14 protein-coding genes are annotated in these 18,031 nt (G+C 51.2%); 7 read left to right on the top strand and 7 right to left on the bottom strand.

Translation table 11 applies throughout. The annotated features are described in order from the left end of the window. Window positions 1-2: 2 nt before the first annotated feature. From rbsB to DYA43_RS16720, 3 genes are all read left to right on the top strand, one after another. Window positions 3-881 (top strand): ribose ABC transporter substrate-binding protein RbsB, encoded by an 879-nt coding sequence (gene rbsB / locus DYA43_RS16730; protein ID WP_020329749.1) that lies wholly within the window; start codon window positions 3-5, stop codon window positions 879-881. A 173-nt stretch (window positions 882-1,054) separates the two neighbouring features. Further along, complete coding sequence (gene rbsK / locus DYA43_RS16725) at window positions 1,055-1,972, top strand: ribokinase (protein WP_020329750.1); 918 nt, start codon at window positions 1,055-1,057, stop codon at window positions 1,970-1,972. A 16-nt stretch (window positions 1,973-1,988) separates the two neighbouring features. Next, the gene (locus DYA43_RS16720; protein WP_032081820.1) at window positions 1,989-2,993 is read left to right on the top strand and encodes a substrate-binding domain-containing protein; all 1,005 of its coding nucleotides are present in this window, start codon (window positions 1,989-1,991) and stop codon (window positions 2,991-2,993) included. Here the strand turns inward: DYA43_RS16720 and DYA43_RS16715 are convergent. Further along, window positions 2,990-3,895, bottom strand: a complete 906-nt coding sequence (locus tag DYA43_RS16715; protein ID WP_061055956.1) for a LysR family transcriptional regulator — start codon at window positions 3,893-3,895, stop codon at window positions 2,990-2,992. The two genes, DYA43_RS16720 and DYA43_RS16715, sit on opposite strands and share 4 nt — an antisense overlap. Before the next feature lie 107 nt (window positions 3,896-4,002). Between DYA43_RS16715 and xapA the strand changes: the two genes are divergently transcribed. Further along, entirely contained in the window at window positions 4,003-4,833 is an 831-nt protein-coding gene (gene xapA / locus DYA43_RS16710; RefSeq protein WP_171934567.1) for a xanthosine phosphorylase, read from the top strand. Between the two features lie 86 nt (window positions 4,834-4,919). On the opposite strand, the gene glpQ is transcribed toward xapA, so the two are convergent. The 3 genes from glpQ to DYA43_RS16695 form a co-directional block, all read right to left on the bottom strand. Further along, window positions 4,920-5,975: a glycerophosphodiester phosphodiesterase gene (gene glpQ, locus DYA43_RS16705; protein WP_061055955.1), complete on the bottom strand. Its 1,056-nt coding sequence runs from the start codon at window positions 5,973-5,975 to the stop codon at window positions 4,920-4,922. A gap of 167 nt (window positions 5,976-6,142) precedes the next feature. Beyond that, complete coding sequence (gene glpT, locus DYA43_RS16700) at window positions 6,143-7,513, bottom strand: glycerol-3-phosphate transporter (protein ID WP_020329755.1); 1,371 nt, start codon at window positions 7,511-7,513, stop codon at window positions 6,143-6,145. A 312-nt stretch (window positions 7,514-7,825) separates the two neighbouring features. Further along, window positions 7,826-9,067 (bottom strand): diguanylate cyclase domain-containing protein, encoded by a 1,242-nt coding sequence (locus tag DYA43_RS16695; RefSeq protein ID WP_225869384.1) that lies wholly within the window; start codon window positions 9,065-9,067, stop codon window positions 7,826-7,828. Between the two features lie 303 nt (window positions 9,068-9,370). Here DYA43_RS16695 and DYA43_RS16690 point away from each other — a divergent pair, with 303 nt between their 5' ends. Continuing rightward, a complete protein-coding gene (locus DYA43_RS16690; RefSeq protein ID WP_061055954.1) occupies window positions 9,371-10,918 on the top strand; it encodes a methyl-accepting chemotaxis protein in 1,548 nt (515 codons plus the stop codon). Window positions 10,919-10,988: 70 nt separating this feature from the next. On the opposite strand, the gene DYA43_RS16685 is transcribed toward DYA43_RS16690, so the two are convergent. After that, window positions 10,989-11,336: a DUF3316 domain-containing protein gene (locus DYA43_RS16685; protein ID WP_020329758.1), complete on the bottom strand. Its 348-nt coding sequence runs from the start codon at window positions 11,334-11,336 to the stop codon at window positions 10,989-10,991. A gap of 395 nt (window positions 11,337-11,731) precedes the next feature. On the opposite strand from DYA43_RS16685, the gene DYA43_RS16680 reads away from it, so the two are divergent. After that, window positions 11,732-12,901, top strand: a complete 1,170-nt coding sequence (locus DYA43_RS16680) for a lytic polysaccharide monooxygenase (protein ID WP_061055953.1) — start codon at window positions 11,732-11,734, stop codon at window positions 12,899-12,901. A gap of 48 nt (window positions 12,902-12,949) precedes the next feature. On the opposite strand, the gene DYA43_RS16675 is transcribed toward DYA43_RS16680, so the two are convergent. Next, complete coding sequence (locus tag DYA43_RS16675) at window positions 12,950-15,031, bottom strand: sensor histidine kinase (protein WP_081094727.1); 2,082 nt, start codon at window positions 15,029-15,031, stop codon at window positions 12,950-12,952. A gap of 68 nt (window positions 15,032-15,099) precedes the next feature. Further along, entirely contained in the window at window positions 15,100-15,819 is a 720-nt protein-coding gene (locus tag DYA43_RS16670) for a GntR family transcriptional regulator (RefSeq protein WP_020329762.1), read from the bottom strand. Between the two features lie 241 nt (window positions 15,820-16,060). Here DYA43_RS16670 and mngA point away from each other — a divergent pair, with 241 nt between their 5' ends. Continuing rightward, window positions 16,061-17,998, top strand: a complete 1,938-nt coding sequence (gene mngA / locus DYA43_RS16665; protein WP_061056104.1) for a PTS 2-O-a-mannosyl-D-glycerate transporter subunit IIABC — start codon at window positions 16,061-16,063, stop codon at window positions 17,996-17,998. Window positions 17,999-18,031: the final 33 nt, after the last annotated feature.

Genomic DNA, 18,031 nt, shown 5'->3' with positions numbered 1-18,031 from the left:
ACATGAAAAAACTCGCAACTTTGATTTCCGCTGCGCTGCTGTCTACCACCGTTTCTGTGTCAGCACAGGCACAGGACACGATGGCAATCGTGCTGTCGACGCTGAACAACCCATTTTTTGTGACCATGAAAGACGGCGCTGAAGCGAAAGCGAAAGAGCTGGGTTACAACCTGATCGTACTCGATTCGCAAAACGACCCAAGCAAAGAACTGTCAAACGTGGAAGATTTGACCGTACGTGGCGTGAAAGCGATTCTGATCAACCCAACCGATTCTGATGCGGTATCAAACGCGATTCGCATTGCCAACAACGCTAAGATTCCGGTGCTGACTCTGGACCGTGGCGCAAGTCGTGGCGAAGTGGTGAGCCACATCGCTTCTGACAACGTGGTGGGCGGCGAAATGGCGGGTCACTTCATTATGGAAAAAGTGGGTGAAAAAGCCAAAGTGATCCAACTGGAAGGCATTGCGGGTACTTCTGCGGCGCGTGAGCGTGGCGAAGGTTTCATGAATGCCGTTAAAGGCAGCGAAATGCAACTACTTGCCAGCCAACCTGCGGATTTCGACCGTACTAAAGGTCTGAACGTAATGGAAAACCTGCTGGCTGCGAACCCAGATGTTCAAGCTGTATTTGCTCAAAACGATGAGATGGCGCTGGGCGCACTGCGCGCAGTTCAGGCATCAGGCAAAAACGTGGTTATCGTTGGCTTTGACGGCACGGATGACGGCATCGCAGCTGTAAAACGTGGCAAGCTGGCGGCAACCGTGGCACAGCAACCGGATATGATCGGTGCGCTGGGTGTAGAAACCGCTGACCAGATGCTGAAAGGCGAAAAAGTGGACGAGTACATTCCTGTACCACTGAAAATCATCTCTGAATAAGCGAGACTCTCTGCTCTCTCCGGCAGGCTCAGGAGAGAGCAGTTCCTACCGCAACGGATAGTGACGGTAGGGCAGGATGAGACAGCTATGACGCTTTACGTCCCTGAGTGAGGCGTCAAATCTCTCTGAATTTCCTATCACATTGTATTCCATTCAAACTGAGGATAACCCTTATGAACAAGTTGGTGGTATTAGGTAGTGTCAATGCTGACCATGTTCTTCAAGTGCCTTCATTTCCTCGCCCAGGCGAGACGCTGCACGGTCGCAATTACCAAGTTATCCCAGGTGGCAAAGGCGCCAATCAGGCGGTCGCCGCCGCGCGTTTAAAAGCGGATATCGGCTTTATTGCCTGCGTCGGCGACGACTCATTTGGCATCAATATTCGTGAAAGTTTTAAGCTTGATGGCATGAACATCAGTGGTGTGAAAATGCAGCCGAACTGCCCGACAGGCATCGCGATGATCCAGGTCTCGGACAGCGGTGAAAACAGCATTTGTATTTCTGCCGAAGCCAACGCCAGACTGACTGCCGAAGCGATTGAACCGGATCTTGCCCGCATTCGCGAAGCTAAGTATCTGTTGATGCAGCTGGAAACGCCGATTGACGGTATCGTCAAAGCCGCACAGGTCGCCAAAGAAGCGCGCACGAACGTGATTCTTAACCCTGCGCCAGCACGTGAACTGCCGGATGAGTTGTTAAGCTGTGTGGATGTCATCACGCCCAATGAAACCGAAGCGGAAGTGCTGACGGGCATTACGGTTACCGACGACGAATCTGCGCAATTGGCGGCGGATGCACTGCATCGCAAAGGGATTGAAATTGTCATGATCACGCTGGGTGCAAAAGGCGTGTGGCTGAGCCAGAATGGCCGTGGCGCGTTGATCCCGGGTTTCCGCGTTCAGGCAACGGACACGACCGCAGCGGGTGATACCTTTAATGGGGCGCTGGTCACTGGTTTGTTAGAAGAAATGCCTCTAGAATCAGCGATTAAGTTTGCTCATGCGGCGGCAGCCATTTCGGTTACTCGTTTTGGTGCCCAGACTTCCATTCCAAACCGGGCGGAAGTGGACGCGTTTTTGGCCAATCATTAATCAAGGAGACAATGACATGGCAACCATGAAGGATATTGCACGACTCGCCGGGGTTTCAACCTCGACCGTCAGCCATGTCATTAACAAGACCCGTTTTGTCAGTGATGAAATCGCCGAGCGGGTCAACAAAGCCGCGCAAGACCTGAACTATGCGCCGTCTGCACTGGCGCGTAGCCTTAAAATGAACCGCACCAAAACCATCGGTATGTTGGTGACAACCTCCACCAACCCGTTTTTCGGCGAAGTCGTGAAAGGGGTGGAGCGCAGCTGTTATCATCAGGGTTACAACCTCATTTTGTGTAACACCGAAGGCGACCATGAACGCATGAAATCCTCCATCAATACGCTGCTGCAAAAGCGTGTCGACGGGGTGATTTTGATGTGTTCCACGCTGGCGGGCGAGCGTATCGACATGTTCGAGCGCTATCCGGATATTCCGGTGGTAGTGATGGACTGGGGCCCGATGCTGTTTGCCAGCGACAAGATTCAGGATAACTCACTGCAGGGCGGCTATATGGCGACCAAGCATCTGATTGAGTGCGGCCACAAAGAGATTGGTTGTATCACCGGCCCGCTGATTCGCCAGCAGGCGCAAATGCGTTATGAAGGCTACAAACGTGCCATTCTTGAAGCCGGGCTGGAGATCAATCCGAAATGGATTGTCGAAGCCGACTTTGAATGCGAAGGCGGTTACGAAGCAATGAACAAAATGATCGAACGTGGCGCGCTGCCGAGTGCAATTTTTGTCAGCAACGACATGATGGCGATGGGCGCGATCAATGCAGCAAACGAACACGGTCTGAGTATTCCTGAAGATGTCTCGCTCATTGGCTATGATGACATCCACATCGCAAAATTTATGTCACCCGCTTTGACCACCATTCACCAGCCGAAATATCGCCTCGGCAAAGCGGCGGTGGAAACATTGCTGAAAAAACTCGACAAAGAGACCAACGAAGCACAAGTGGTGCAGCTGGAGCCGACGCTGGTGGTGAGAAAGAGCGTCAAAACCCTCAACTAACCTTTCTGTAATGCCTGACTAAGCTGGTTCAGCAGCGTGTCGGTCAGGCTGTGCGAAGCTTTGGTGTACAGCGCGCAGATATCGGCGAGAATCGTCTCTTTCAACGCAACAAAACGCACGTGCGGCCAGGCCAGATTAGCGTAACTGGCTGGCACAATTGACAGCAGCCCACGGGTGGAAATCACCGCCAGCAGAGTATTGGGTTCGACCACTTCCTGCAAAATCGTCATCTCAAATCCCGCTTGTTGGCAGTGCTGACGAATCAGCGCAGTCGAGGCGGAATTTTCCTGGCGAAGCATCACAAATTCAGTGTCACGCAACTCCTGCAAGGAGAGCTGTTTACGGGACGCCAAAGGGTGTTGTGCGGGCAGCGCCACCACCATTTTCTCCTGATACAAACTGCGCGTCTGGAGCGGCGCTATCTGTGTCGTGTCGGCAAAACGCACCAGACCGATATCGATTTGGTGTTGCATCAGTGCCTGTTTTTGTTTCTCCGGCGACAGCTCCAGCAGATTGAGCGTCAGGGATGGATTGGCCTGTTGCAACTGATGCAGCGCATCGCCAAACCCAGCCCAGAAAATCGAACTCATCAAACCCAGGTTCAAGGTTGCCTGCTCTTCGCGCGCGCTTTGCGTTACCCGATTAAGCGATGTTTCCAGCACGTCAAAAATGCGTCCACACTCCTGATTCAGCTGTTTGCCTGCCGTGGTTAAGCGCACATTGCGCGTATCGCGTTCAAACAGCACCACGCCCAGAGCGTGCTCCAGCTCTTTAATCTGCGCGCTGAGTGGTGATTTGGTGATGTTGAGTTGTTCTGCGGCCTGACTGAACTGCTGACACTGCGCGACCTGATGAAAATAGCGCAGCATTTTCAGCGTAATACGTTGGCTGGGAGTGGACATAGTGGCTCTTTAATTGTGCTGTATAATCACATAATTGTGCCAAATTTTGAGATTTTGTCAGCACAGTGATTGCGCTAGAGTGAAGCAAATAACATAACGAGGTGAACATCATGTCCGATCCGGTTAATCAAGCTCTGGAAACTATCTACGCGCGCAAGCCTGGCTTTAAGCCTCAGGCCGCTTTTATTCTTGGCTCTGGTCTTGGCGTTATCGCTGATGAGTTGGAAGACAAGGTGGCTATCCCTTACGAGGAGTTAGCCGGATTCCCGGTCAGCACTGTGGAAGGCCACTCTGGTGAACTGGTATTGGGCACTCTGTTTGGTATCGAAGTCGTGTGCATGAAAGGCCGTGGTCACTACTACGAACACCAGAGCATGAAAGTGATGACCAATCCGGTGCGTACCTTTAAACGCCTTGGCTGTGAATTCATGCTGGTGACCAACGCAGCAGGTTCACTGCGACCGGAACGCATTGATGTGGGTTCGCTGGTGGTGTTTACTGATCACATCAATACCATGCCGGAATCGCCGATGACGGGTCCGAATGATGACGCGTACGGTCCACGTTTCTTTAGCCTTGCCAATGCTTACGACAAAACACTGCGTGAAGAAACGCTGGCGGTGGCTAAGGCGCAGAACATCCACCTCAACGAGGGCATTTTTGTCTCCTACACTGGCCCGAACTTTGAGACCGCCGCGGAAATCCGCATGATGCAAATCATCGGCGGCGACGTGGTCGGTATGTCGGTGGTGCCGGAAGTGATCTCGGCTGCGCATTGCGGGTTGCCAGTGCTGGCGGTGTGCGCCATCACCAACATGGCGGAAGGGCTGGGCGATGTAGAACTGTCTCACGAGCAGACACTGCGCTGCGCAAAACTGGCGGAGAAAGACTTCATCACGTTGATCAAATCCTTTATGCGCCATCATTATGCCGCGTAACAATCGCAGATAGCGTGAAAACGAAAAGGGACGATCCATGATCGTCCCTTTTTAGTTATCCATTTTTATATTTAGCGCAACGTCGGTTACTGATGATTCAGGAACGACACCGCTTTGTCCGGGAAGTCGGTAAACAGTCCATCGACTTTTACTTGGTTGTAGAACACATCCAGCATGCCATCGAAGTTTTCCGCATACGGCGCGATGCGGCCTTTGTCGGCGCGGAAGGTGTACGGATGCACCACCAGACCGGCGGCTTTGGCTTCACCCATCAACGGCTTGATGATGATGTTGTCTTTGGTGCTCTTGTCGTCAACCAGCATCGGTTTCCAAGGGCCGATGCCATCGGCGTATTGCGCGACTTTCTTCATGCCACCCGGCTCAAACATCCAGTCGTAGCTGTAAGGCATTGCTGTGTCGCCTTGATAGGTCATGGTTTCATTCCAGTCGGTGTAGGCCATCAACTGTACCAGATTGAGATCCATCTTCATCGATGGCAGCAGCTCATCGTGAATGCGTTTCAGCTCGTTGGCATCAAAACATTGCAGGTAGACTTTGTCGTCTTTGCTGTCGTAGCCGTACTGTTTCAGCACGTCCAACACCGCTTTAGAAATGTCTTTGCCCTCATGGCGATGGAACCACGGCGCTTTGATTTCAGGGTAGATACCGATGTCATAACCGAGCGATTTGTTCAGTCCTTGAATCAGCTCAATCTCTTCAGCAAAGGTGGGCACGGTAAAGGTTGATTTCCACATCGGGAAACGGTCGGGGAAACCGGCCACTTTGTTGCCTTTGTCATCGATGTTGAAACCTTCGGTCACGCGCAGGCTTTTGATTTCCGCCAGTGTAAAGTCGATGGCGTAGTAACGGCCATCAGCACGTGCGCGGCCAGGGAAACGCTCGGCAACGTCGGTCACGCGATCGAGGTAGTGATCGTGCAGAACCACTAGCTGGTCATCCTTGGTCATCACCACGTCTTGCTCGATGTAATCCGGTTTCATGCCATAGGCCAGCGCTTTGGCTTCCAGCGTGTGCTCCGGCAGGTAACCCGATGCGCCGCGGTGGGCAATCACCAATGGATTGGCAGATACGCTCGCGCTGCAAGCCAGAGAGAGCAGAGAAAGGGTCAGAATCTTTTTCATGTGGAATCCTTGTGTTTTGCAGGGCGTGGTTAGAAAAAATCGCGCTCTGAATCGGGGGAAGAGCGCGATGAATGGGGGAGTAAACCACACCTAAATGGAGACATTGTGACAATCTGAAAACGGGCGTTATCGGAGGAGCTGCCCGTTTTCAGTGTGGGTCGCGGGAATTATGCGACCGCTTGTTTGGCTTCTTTATCGGCTTTCGCTTTATGGTGCGCTCGTTCGCCAATCAATGCGTAAATCAGACACACGATGGCGGTAATACAAGAACCAACCAGAATGATGAAACCGCCGTCCCAACCGAAGTGGTCTACGGTGTAACCCAGAATCGCGTTCGCTGCTACAGCGCCGCCCAGGTAACCAAACAGACCGGTCAGGCCAGCCGCAGTCCCTGCTGCTTTCTTCGGAGCCAGTTCCAGCGCGTACAGACCAATCAGCATAACCGGGCCGTAGATCAGGAAGCCGATCGCAACCAGTGCTGCCATGTCAATCGCTGGGTTGCCAGCCGGGTTGAACCAGTAAACCAGAACAGCCAGCAGAACCAGTACCATGAACAAGATACCAGCAGGTGCGCGGCGACCTTTGAACACTTTATCCGAGATCCAACCACACAGCAGTGTGCCCGGAATGCCTGCCCATTCGTACAGGAAGTACGCCCAAGACGATTTATCAACGGTGAATTCTTTCGCTTCACGCAGGTAAACCGGCGCCCAGTCCAGCACGCCGTAACGGATCAGGTAAACGAACGCGTTGGCAATCGCGATTGACCACAGCAGCTTGTTAGAGAACACGTACTTAAAGAAGATCTCTTTGGCCGTCATCTCTTTTTCGTGTGAGGTGTCGTAGTCGTCCGGGTAATCGTTTTTGTACTCTTCGATTGGTGGCAGACCACACGATTGCGGTGTATCACGCATGGTGATCCAGATGAAGATTGCAACCAGAACCGCGAAGAAGGCAGGCACGTAGAATGCAGTGCGCCAGTCGTCGTTGAACATCCACAAACCCAGCAGGAAGATAGGACCGATCAGACCGCCGCCGACGTTGTGCGCGACGTTCCATACAGAAACGATTTCACCCCGCTCTTTGCGCGACCACCAGTGCACCATGGTTCGCCCACAAGCTGGCCAACCCATGCCCTGGAACCAACCGTTCAGGAACAACAGGATGAACATGGCCGTGATGCTGCCGGTTGCCCATGGCATAAAGCCAAAGCAGAACATGACCAGTGCAGAGCAAAGCAGGCCCGCACTGAGGAAATAACGTGGGTTGGAGCGGTCAGACACGCTGCCCATTAAGAATTTAGATAAGCCGTAAGCGATCGAAACCGCAGCCAGTGCGACACCGAGATCGCCGCGGCTGTAGCCTTGCTCGATCAGATATGGCATCGCCAAGCTGAAGTTCTTACGAACCAGATAGTAACCTGCATAGCCTACAAAAATACCGATAAAAAGTTGCCAGCGTAGACGTGTATAAGCGCTCTCAACCCGATCCGGCGACAGCCGTTCGATGTGAGCTTGTGGTTTGAAAATCCCAAACATTGGTGACCTCATTTGTTTTGCGATGGTTTTTAAGTGCGAACGAGAAAAAGTTTGTTTCGTTCGAAATTTCGTGGATTGTTGTTCGAACGTATACTTATTTCTGTGATAAATGTTGCATGTGAATTAATTTGAACATAAAAACAAATGATTAGATTGCAAATTTATGGGGTTACTTCAAAGTTTTGCACCAAAATCGTGTTTTAGATAACACTGATAAATGTTTGTTTTTGTTCGAAAAGGCGTAGTAGAAAAGCGGGTATTTGCTCAAAAATACCCATTCGAAAGTGTGAGGACGGGATAAACGGTGAAAAACTATTCGATGACGAAACCGCCTTTGCCACTGCTTTTGGCTTTGTACATGGCCGCATCGGCCCGCGCCAGCCAGGTTTCTTCACTCAGATGTTGGGTGTGATCGAGCAGTGTCGCGCCAATGCTGCAACTGCAGGGGATGCAATGGCCTTCAATCTCGACGCTGGCGGGCAGCCGTTCCTGAATGCGCTGACAGATTTCCTGCATGTTGACGAGCGGGTCTTCCAGCTCCGTCAGAATGATGGTGAATTCATCACCCGCCAAGCGCGAAACGAAATCCTGCGGGCGAATGGCATCTTGTAGCACCCGGGCGAAGATCTTCAGTAAGCCGTCGCCGATGTGGTGGCCGTAGCGATCGTTCGCCAATTTGAGACCATCCAGATCAATAAACAACAGTGCAGAGCCTTGTTGTTTGTACTTAAGCACGTTGGCGAGCGATTTCATAAAAAAGCTACGGTTAGGCAGACCCGTAAGCGAATCATGATAAGCCTTGAACTCCAAGCTGCTCTGAAACGCCCTCAACTCGGTGACATCCTGACCGAAAATATAAAACCCACCCTGATGCATCTCATCCGGCACCAGTTTGAGATGCAGCACGCGTAATTCGTTGGTGAAAAACAAGGTATTGTCGAAGGTGACGGTTTCACCCTGACGAGCTCGTTCGATATAAGGCGCGCTGCGCGCAAATGCTTCTTCGCCGATCAGATTTTCGATCGTACGGCCAATCACTTCATTCAGTGTGGTATGGAAGTATTCTTCGTAGGTTTTGTTGGCGTACAGATAGCGGTTCTGAGCGTCGATCTGAGCGATCAGGACGGGCAGGCTGTCGACAATCGCATTGAGGTGCACATTCATGCGTGGATTGAGCTGTCGGTTGAGACTGATGTCTTCAATCACAAACGATACGTGAGTTTTGGCGTTTTTATCCAGCAGGCTGGCCTTGATGATGCACCAACTTAAAGTGTCAGCACTGAAGGCGTGCTTGACCTCAAAAATGTGCATATGCTGTTTACCCTGCAACAGATCATCGATGACCTCTGCGACGCTGATTGGCAATGCGGGATTCATAATCTCCCCGATGTCCTGCTGCTCATTGGCCCGCGTGATTTGAGAAAAGCGCTGATTGGCAATTTCAATCTGACCCTTCAGATCCGTGATAGCAATACCCGCGGGTGATTGGTCAAAGTAACACTGTTTCAGCTCATTCATCGGCACATCCTGAATTTGATGTTGTTCTTTCGGCATAAGTTCGTGGGCGTGAAAGCCCGTTGTGTTTGTTTTTATTCTTGTTCTGTTTACGTGACTGAGTCGGTTTAAGTTTAATCCATTTATTCTGCGGACCGTTGCCTCGGATTCGTTGTTTCGCTTTTTCTCAGTTTAGCGTGATGATTTCGACGTCAAATATGTAAACCTTGCATTATTTGTTTCATAAATGAGATAAATTTCGCAGCTTATTGATAGAATTGATGCGTATCAAAGTGACCATAAAGTGAGCATGCTAAAAGTCTCTCCTCAACTAAATTTATATTAATTAAGAGCTTGCTCAGCATGGCCGCTACCGAGAATAAAGATTATCCGGAGAATATCAGTTTTATCTCTACCACCCAGCCTTCTAGCCATATCACTTACGCCAACGAAGCTTTCTGCGATGTTGCAGAGTATGAACTTGATGAGATGTTGGCTCAGCCGCACAACATGGTTCGTCACCCTGAAATGCCCAAAGCTGCGTTTGAGCAGTTATGGCAGTATCTCAATCAGGGAAAAAGCTGGATGGGGATTGTGAAGAACCGTTGCAAAGGTCCCAGGCACTATTGGGTGTCGGCGTTTGTCACACCGATAAAGGATGCGCAGGGTAACATCGTTGAGCATCAATCGGTGCGCTCCAAACCAAGCAAAGAACAAGTCGCGCGCGCCGAGGCGTTGTACGCCAAACTCAATCAGGGGCAAGCCGTCACGGTGCGTCGCTGGCCGATGATGCGCATATTGCAAGGCGCAGTGCTGTCAGGCACGCTCATCAGCGCGGGCTGGATGTGGCAACAGCAGGCGTGGTTGCCGGGTAGCCTGGTGGTGCTGATGCAAATGATCACGCTGGCTGGAATGGGCTACTTACATCGGCGTCATGCTCAGCTGTATAAACTGGCCAGCGAAGCTTACAGTAACCCGCTGATGGAAAAAGTGTATACCGGCTATTGCGATGAATGTTCGCCCGTCGAGCTGGCGCTGATGATGCGTAAGGCGGAGCTGCGTGCGGTGGTTGCACGCAGCAGCGAAACGTCCGGACAAATCCTGAAAGAGGCGCAGCGTGAATTCGACAATATGCGTGGAATCGAACAGGCATTGGCCCAGCAACAGCAGGAAACGGAACTCGTGGCCACCGCAGTGGAAGAGCTGACCTATTCGATCAACGACATCGCCCAGAGTGCGTCGGCCGCGTCACAACTAACTGAAATTGCCCAGAGCGATTCGTTGTGTGGTCTGGAGCGGATTCGTGCCACGGTGGCTCAGGTAAACGCACTGGACAGTGAATTGGCGCAGAGTCAGAAGGTTCTGACCACACTGGCTCAACACAGTCAGCAGGTGGAAACCATTCTGGAAGTGATCACGGCCATTTCTGAGCAAACCAATTTGCTGGCGCTGAACGCTGCTATTGAAGCGGCGCGTGCCGGAGAGTCGGGGCGTGGTTTTGCGGTGGTGGCTGATGAAGTGCGCAAACTGGCGGCCAAAACCGGGGATTCAACCAGTGAAATTCATGCCATGATTGCGGAGTTGCAATCGCTCGCGACACAGGCGGTCTCTTCGATGCAACGTGGTTCGGAACTCTCGCTGCAATGCAAACAAACGGTGGATTCAACTGGCGGTGTGATTCAGGATATTGCGGCCAAGCTCGGTCAGGTGACCCATGAAAGCCAGCAGATTGCAGCCGCGGTGGAGCAGCAGGCGAGTGCGACGCGCGAAATTACTGCCAATGCCGTCAATATTAAGACGTTAACCGAGAAAAATTCACTTGCGGCGTCTTCTTCAGTGCAGCGCACGCAACATCTGGTGCACAACTTAGAACAGTTGCAGCGCCTGATTCATCAGTTTGAACGACATTAAGCCGCTTCGATTGCGGCAATAACAGAAAGGCAACAGGGTGAGATCTCCGCTCACCCTGTTGATCGAGAGATTAGCTGTTTTTGCTTTCACGAACGGTGTACTGGTAATCGACATCGACCACCGCGCGGTACTGAACCTGACCATCCGGTTTGGCAAAGGGTTCGACTTTCACTTCCGCATCTTTCACCTTCATACTGTTTTGTACCAGTTTGGTATCAAACACATTGAGCTCATTGGCCAGCTCGTTTGAAGGCATTCTTTTCAGTTCGCTCACTTTCGCGAAACCGGCATCATACGCTTGTTGTTTCGATGCATACGCATCCGTGGTTAGCGTGGTTTCCTGTTGGGTGGTGCCCATTGACGCAAATGCACCAGCACTAAGGGTCATAGTCGTTAAGATAACAAGTGCTTTCTTCATAACTTTTCTCCTGTTGTTGTGCGACATGCACAGTTTCATATTACGCAACCTTCTGTAAAGAGTCCGTCAGCCCAAGTAAAGCTTGCGATAGGTTTTGTCGGGGATTTCTGACAATCCATGATTTGGTGGTGGATTCTCTAACACTGTTAATTGACTGACCAAAGATTGAACGCCGTTTGACGTTTGTCCGACATACAAAATTTGAAGTGACTCGAAGGGAAATGTGATGATACGAAAACTGGCGGCTGGCTTTGGAAACGGCTCGTCAGTTTGACGATTGAATGGGGTGAAAACCCCACCTTGCGCGCCGTGAAAAGATAAATCCTTGCTAGCTTTGTGGAGCAAAAGCGGTTTTGTACGCCTTGCTTCTCAATGTCAGTTAAAAAGGATAAATCATGAACAAAGTGTTGCAGTTTAGTGCGTTAAGCGCACTGATCATCGGGAGTGTTGCCTCGTTTCAGGTGGCCGCTCATGGCTGGGTGGAATACCCAAGTGCCCGCCAGAATACCTGTTATCAGGATGGAGGCTTTTGGGACAATACGATTCCGAACGCTGCCTGTCAGGCCGCGTTTGATGAATCCGGTGCTTTTCCGTTTGTACAGCGAAATGAAATTTCAGCCAACGTGCCTAACTATCAGGATATGGCACATGTGCAAGCCATCGTGCGCGATGGTTCATTGTGTTCGGCTGCTGACAGTGCCAAATCTGGCTTAAACATTCCGTCACCCTATTGGCAGAAAACCGCCATTACGCTGGATGCGAATCAGCAGATTGAACTGGTGTTCAACGCCACCGCGCCGCACAGCCCATCATACTGGCAGTTCTATTTGACGAAGCCGGAATACAATCACGCTGCGCCGCTCACGTGGGCGGATCTGGAACTGATCGATACCGCAGGTAATGTCGCGGTAGGCGAAGATAAAAAGTATCGTATTGCAGTAACGTTCCCCGTTGGGCGCAGTGGCGATGCCGTGTTGTATACCCGTTGGCAGCGTGAAGATGCGGCTGGTGAAGGGTTTTACAACTGCAGTGATATCTCCTTTGATGGCGGCGCAGGGCCAACAGACCCCACCGATCCCACGCAACCCGTCGACCTGACGGCGCTGGGCTATTTTATTGCGCAGGGATTTGGCCCGGTCGAATCGGGTGATACCGTGCGTTTTCGCACCTTTGATGCCAATGGTAATGAACAGTCAGACATCAACCTTGCTATTTCTGCCAATAACAGCTCGACCTGGGCGGCAGAACTGGCGGGGCAGTTTAATCAACTGACTAACGGGGCTTGGTATATCGGCATCTGGCATGCAGAGATGGGGCATTACATGTTCGATACCAGTAACCTGTTTGCAAACCAAGTTTTCGCGCCGAATGCGACCTTCAGCTATCAGCTATCCCTGATCAAAGGTGAAACGACTCCGCCGACCGGACCTGACAACGCATGGAGCAGCGACACTATCTATAATGCGGGCGATGTGGTCAGCCACAATGGCCGCGAATGGACTGCGCAATGGTGGACGCAAGGTGACGAACCGGGCACTACCGGCGAGTGGGGAGTGTGGCGTTAGGTGTTGGATTCAACAAGAAAATAAAAAAGAGGCGGCATCGCCTCTTTTTTATTGTGCGAGGTTGCTGGTTTCGGCGCTGGCGCTCAGCGTCACTTCGAATGTCATGCCGCCTTCCGGATTGTTCACCGCGCGAATGGTGCCTTGCATATCACGCACGCTGTTGGCGGTGATGGAAAGCCCCAACCCCAGGCCTTCCCCCATTTTTTTGCTGGTCTGGAACGGCTCAAAGATGGTGGTCAGCTTGTCTTCATCAATACCGCAGCCATTGTCACGCACGCGAATCATCACTTTGCCGGCTTCATCTGAGGCACTGATGATCAGTTTCGCTTCCGGTTGATCCTGCATCGCATCCAGCGCGTTGGTGATGAGATTGCCCAGCACCTGCCTCAGACGCTGTTCCTCTCCGCGAACCAAGGGGAGCTCGGATGACATACGCACCCGCACATCCACACGATTGAGGCGCGCCTGATGAACGCGCAAAATTTCCTGCAGCGCATCGGGAATTGATACTGGCGTCAGTGTTTCCGGGCGGTTAAAGGCAAAAGACTTTAACTGCGTAGTCATATTCGCCATCCTATCGATCAGTGTGTGTACCAGCTTCATGTTGGCTTGCGCGAGCTGGGTTTCTCCGCGTGCCAGCAGCAATTCATTGCTCGACAAGAGGGTGCGCAGCCCGGTCAGTGGCTGGTTGAGTTCATGGGTGATCGCACTCGACATGCGGCCCAGTGCTGCCATTTTGCTGGCATCAATCAGTTCCTGCTGCGCTGACTTCAGCTCAGCGGTGCGCTCTTCGACCCGATGTTGTAACTCCTGGTTTGCCGTCTGCAGCGCAATTTCGGCTTTCTTACGCTTACTGATGTCGAGGATCGTCACCAGATAGTGGCGCTTGTCTTTCCATTGCACAGAGGTGAGAGAGAACAAAATCGGGAACAAACTGCCATCGCTGCGCCGCGCCATGGTTTCCACGGAGGTAATGTCGGCCAGTTCCTGATTCCGCGCCAAGTTTTCCAGCAGCAAAGGAATGGTGGCGTTGGGGTTACCAATATCAAACAGCTCCCAGGCGCGCACGTTTTTCACCATCAACTCTGACAGGCTGAAATAGCGCTTAGCCATCGGGTTGATCTCTTCAATCCGGCCAGATTCATCGAGCAGCAGCAGCCCGACGTGAGTCTTCTGAATCATGTTGCGCTGGCGCCGCTCTGACTCCTGCACGATCTCCTGCAACTTACGCTGACTGATCTGTTTCTGGTACTGCTCGTAGCGCAACGTACCCAGTAAGATCAGCAACAACACGACAACCACACAACTCATGCTTATCCAGTTGACCGTCTGATAGAGCGATTTCATCGGCGTCAGATAGGTCAGCGTCCAGTTCAAATCATCCAGCGTGACCGATTGGGCCAGATACGGATCTGATTGCAAATTCCACAGCACCAAACGGGTACCGTTGTACAAATGAATCGGCTGTGCGGCGTTGGTGATGTGCGGATGGGCATTGAGCCAGTCGGCGTTGTATTGCGGGCTGCTGGAGAGAAAGTATTGGCCGCTGGCGTTTTGAAACAGGATCAGTTCATCATTGGCAAACCATTGGTCGGCCAGCACGCTGAGATCAATTTGCACCGCTACAATGCCGACAATATCAAGATCGATGTAAATCGGCGCGGCGAGGAAATAGATCGGCGTTGCGCCAATCGCTTTGGTCACAATGGAAATCCCTTCGCGCTGCTCGTGAATTTTGGCCACGATCGCATCGCCGTCATGAGTATTCCAGTTCTCCGCATCTTTACTGGAAACCAACACGTCGCCGCTGGGCGAAAGTACGTACCAGCCTTTGGTGTTGGCGGCTTTGTCGAGTTTACCCAGCGTCGCCTGCATTTCATCCATGACGGAAGTATCACCGCTCAGCAGTTGTTGGCTGATCAGCTCATTGGTGATGAGATAGGGCAAATGATAAAAGCGGCGCAGCGTTTTGCGCACATCGCCGATGTAGTCCAGCAGACGCTGCTCACCGTGACTTTGTGCCTGCTCCAGCTGCCACTGCTTGACGATATTGGTCGATGCCGACTTAACGCCCAAAATCAGCAATAGAGCGAGCATCGCCAAACCAAACTTTTTCTGCGCTAACGTCATGTATGACACCTGTACTTTCCCTAGTCGGTGATTCAAAAAAGCGCAGCACTGTTGGCCGCGCTTATGGATTACCCGCGGTTACGTTTCGCGACTAACGTGAACTTGTATTCGGTTGGGCTGGTGTAGTTACGGCTGTATTCAAATACTGTCGCATTTTCCAGATAGCCAATCGTCCGTTTTTCAATGATCGGAGCGGTTACATCTATTTTTAACAAGTCCGCGATCTCTTTAGGTGGCAGAATGGGAATAATCTCCTGCTCACTGCGATCAATCACCAATCCTTTTTGATTTTCAATGTAGTCATACTTAGAGCCCTGCATCACCTGATAAGTCAGATCGGGAAACAAGTTGGTCGGCATCCAAGTCTCTTCAACGGTGATAGGCGTGTCGTCGATGTAGCGAACTCGTTTGACAAAGTAAACGCGTTCACCTTCTTTAATGTTGAGATGTTCTGCGATATGCAGAGCCGCTCGTTGAATCTCAAAAGCCACAACGTCACTGTGGGTCACTTTGTTGAGGTGTTCCCACTTTTCAGAAAAGCTACTTTGTTGGTAAATGTCGTAATTGACTTTGTTGGCTTTAACGTAAGTACCGCTGCCCTGAACGCTTTCCAGTTCCTCGTTTTCGACCAATAATTTGATTGCCTGACGAACCGTCACTCGGCTGACTGAAAACTCTTCACGTAATTGTGCTTCTGTCGGCAGGGCTTCACCTACCTTATACTCACCCGAACTGATCTTTTTTCTAATGGCATCAGCGATCTGCCGATACATGGGTAATCTGGCCATACTTTCTCTCAGTAACTGTATGCTTAACAGGGATTTTAACGCTGTCTATAGTTATTTGTATGATACGAAAGTGATTCAATATGACAAGTGCACATTGCTGTTCTTGTGATAAATTAAAATACAACTATAATACATATATTAATACAACTGAGATCTTGATCATGGTATTGATGTATTTAAAAGGTATTATTCCATTGTTGTTGGACGGACAACGAATGTAAACGTGACAATGGGACAAATTATGAAACTTACCTCTCTAACCAATCCGTCGCTGATAACATTACAAACGACATTTGAAAGTCGTGACGCAGCGATTCGTGCACTTGCTGAGATGTTGGATCAGCAGGGAAAATTGCACAACAAAGACGAATATCTACAGGCGGTGTTCGCCCGTGAAACCCAAGGGCCGACAGCGCTTGGGGAAGGTTTGGCGGTACCTCATGGTAAAACCGATGCTGTAAAGGAAGCGGCTTTTGCGATAGCGACACTTAAAGAAGATCTGAAATGGCAAGGCATAGATGATGAGGAAGATGTCAACCTTATCTTCCTCATCGCGATTCCTAACGCCGAAGCAGGTTCGACCCACATGCATCTGCTGACTGAACTGACCACAACATTGGTGGATGATGAGGTTCGAGAAGCGGCATTAAATGCTACAAATGTAGAACAAATTTTTGAATTGCTTGATAACCAAGCAGAACAGGATAAAGAATCAGAGACTCATCAACTCAAAGATGCGCCTACGATTGTCTGTGTGACGGCGTGTCCGGCAGGGATCGCGCATACTTACATGGCTGCGGAGTATCTGGAAAAAGCAGGTAAAAAGCTGGGATATAACGTCTCAGTAGAAAAGCAGGGTGCGAATGGTATTGAAGATCGACTGACCGCAGAGCAATTAAATAAAGCAACAGCAGTCGTGTTTGCTGCGGAAGTGGCGATCAAGGAACTGGAGCGTTTTAATGGTATTCCACGTGTCGAAGTGCCTGTGGCGGAGCCGATTAAACACGCAGAACGTATTTTGCAAGAAGCGGTTGAAGTGGGCAAATCAGGCTCAGGTGCGAATCGCACGGTTGCGAATGACCATCAGCCGAAGAAACTGCCATTAAAAACGGAACTCAAACAGGCGCTGTTATCCGGCATTTCTTACGCTGTTCCTCTGATTGTTGCCGGCGGTACCGTATTGGCTGTGGCCGTGCTCCTCGCGCAAATGTTTAATTTGCAGGATCTGTATGCACAAGAAGGCTCGTGGTTGTGGATGTATCGCAAACTGGGTGGCGGCTTGTTGGGGACGTTGATGGTTCCTGTGCTGGCTGCTTACACGGCTTACTCTCTGGCAGATAAACCGGCATTAGGCCCTGGTTTTGCAGCAGGTATCGCAGCGAATCTGATTGGGTCGGGCTTTCTGGGTGGTGTTGTCGGTGGTCTGATTGCCGGTTACGTCATGCGCTGGGTTAAAGAGAATGTACGTTTGAGCCCTGCATTCAACGGCTTCCTGACTTTCTACTTGTATCCGGTGATCGGCACTTTGGTGGCGGGCTCGTTGATGCTGTTTGTGATTGGGAAACCGGTAGCTTGGTTGAACCAAGGGCTGACAGATTGGCTGAATGGTATGTCGGGGACCAATGCATTGCTTCTGGGTGCTGTGATTGGGCTATTTGTATCATTTGACCTCGGCGGCCCGGTGAATAAAGCTGCTTACGCATTCTGTCTGGGGGCAATGGCTAATGGTGTATATGGCCCTTACGCCATCTTCGGCTCAGTGAAAATGGTGTCGGCGTTTACCGTAACCGCTTCAACCATGTTGGCCCCTAAACTGTTTAAAGACTTTGAAATCGAGACGGGGAAATCCACCTGGCTATTGGGCTTGGCGGGGATCACCGAAGGGGCGATTCCAATGGCAATTGAAGATCCAATCCGCGTCATTGGCTCATTCCTGCTGGGTTCTGTGGTGACGGGTGCCATGGTTGGTGCCGCAGGCATCGGTCTGTCGACGCCAGGAGCGGGCATTTTCTCCATCTTCTTACTTCACGACGCCGGTATTGGCGCGTTTACCGCGGCGGCCATCTGGTTTGGCGCTGCATTGGTCGGAACGGCTATTTCTACCTTGACCTTGGTTGCATGGAGAGCTCATGCAGTAAAAAAGGGCAAGTTTGCCACTGAGGCTGTCACTCAGAACTAATCAGAGCATGGATTCATTCGCTCAATACCACTG

This window comes from Vibrio fluvialis, from assembly GCF_900460245.1.
GTDB lineage: Bacteria > Pseudomonadota > Gammaproteobacteria > Enterobacterales > Vibrionaceae > Vibrio > Vibrio fluvialis.
Note: the sequence above shows the minus strand (reverse complement) of the source record. Positions and strands in the feature narration are given on the sequence as shown.